The 579-nt window shown below is 25.0% G+C and carries 1 protein-coding gene; it reads left to right on the top strand.

Going from position 1 to position 579, the window contains the following annotated elements; all coding sequences use genetic code 11:
• Positions 1–364 precede the first annotated feature (364 nt).
• Positions 365–579: ATP-binding cassette domain-containing protein (locus DIU01_RS00445; RefSeq protein WP_290831299.1), on the top strand; the 215-nt coding region annotated here is incomplete at its 3' end.

Here is a 579-nt window from a genome sequence, read left to right on the forward strand (position 1 = left end):
AGTTCGCAAGGTAAATTTTTAACATCTCATTACAAATTTTGTATAATTTGTTTTCTTTTCTTTACCTAAAAAAAGATTAGAAAAATAGCCAACATATTAGCCTTTTACAAATCCACACTTCCAATAAATTGTGCAATCAGTATTTTGCCACTTTTATTTTTTGGAGCAGATGCTTTTATATCAGTTTTTTTAACAATTGGTTTTCTTGCCTCATTTTTAAGTAAAGAAGTTAGTCATAATAGTAATTATATCTTCTTTTACAACAATGGAATATCTAAAATTCAACTTTGGGTTTGGACTTACTTAATGAATGCATTTTTTGGAATTTTTATCACATTACTTATTAATTTAATTTTTTATTATTTTGAATAAACATGTTTTAGAAATCGATAGTGTTCAAAAAAAGTTTGATTATAAATCGATACTTTCAGATGTTTATTTGAAATGTGAAACTGGTGAAATAATTGGTTTGTTAGGCAGAAATGGTTCGGGAAAATCAACATTATTAAAAATCATTTTTGGAATTCTTGATGCCGATTTTAAATTTGTTAGAATTGATGGAGTAATTAAGAATAGAAC

Source organism: Flavobacterium sp. (assembly GCF_003525665.1).
In the GTDB taxonomy this organism is placed as follows: Bacteria; Bacteroidota; Bacteroidia; order Flavobacteriales; family Flavobacteriaceae; genus Flavobacterium.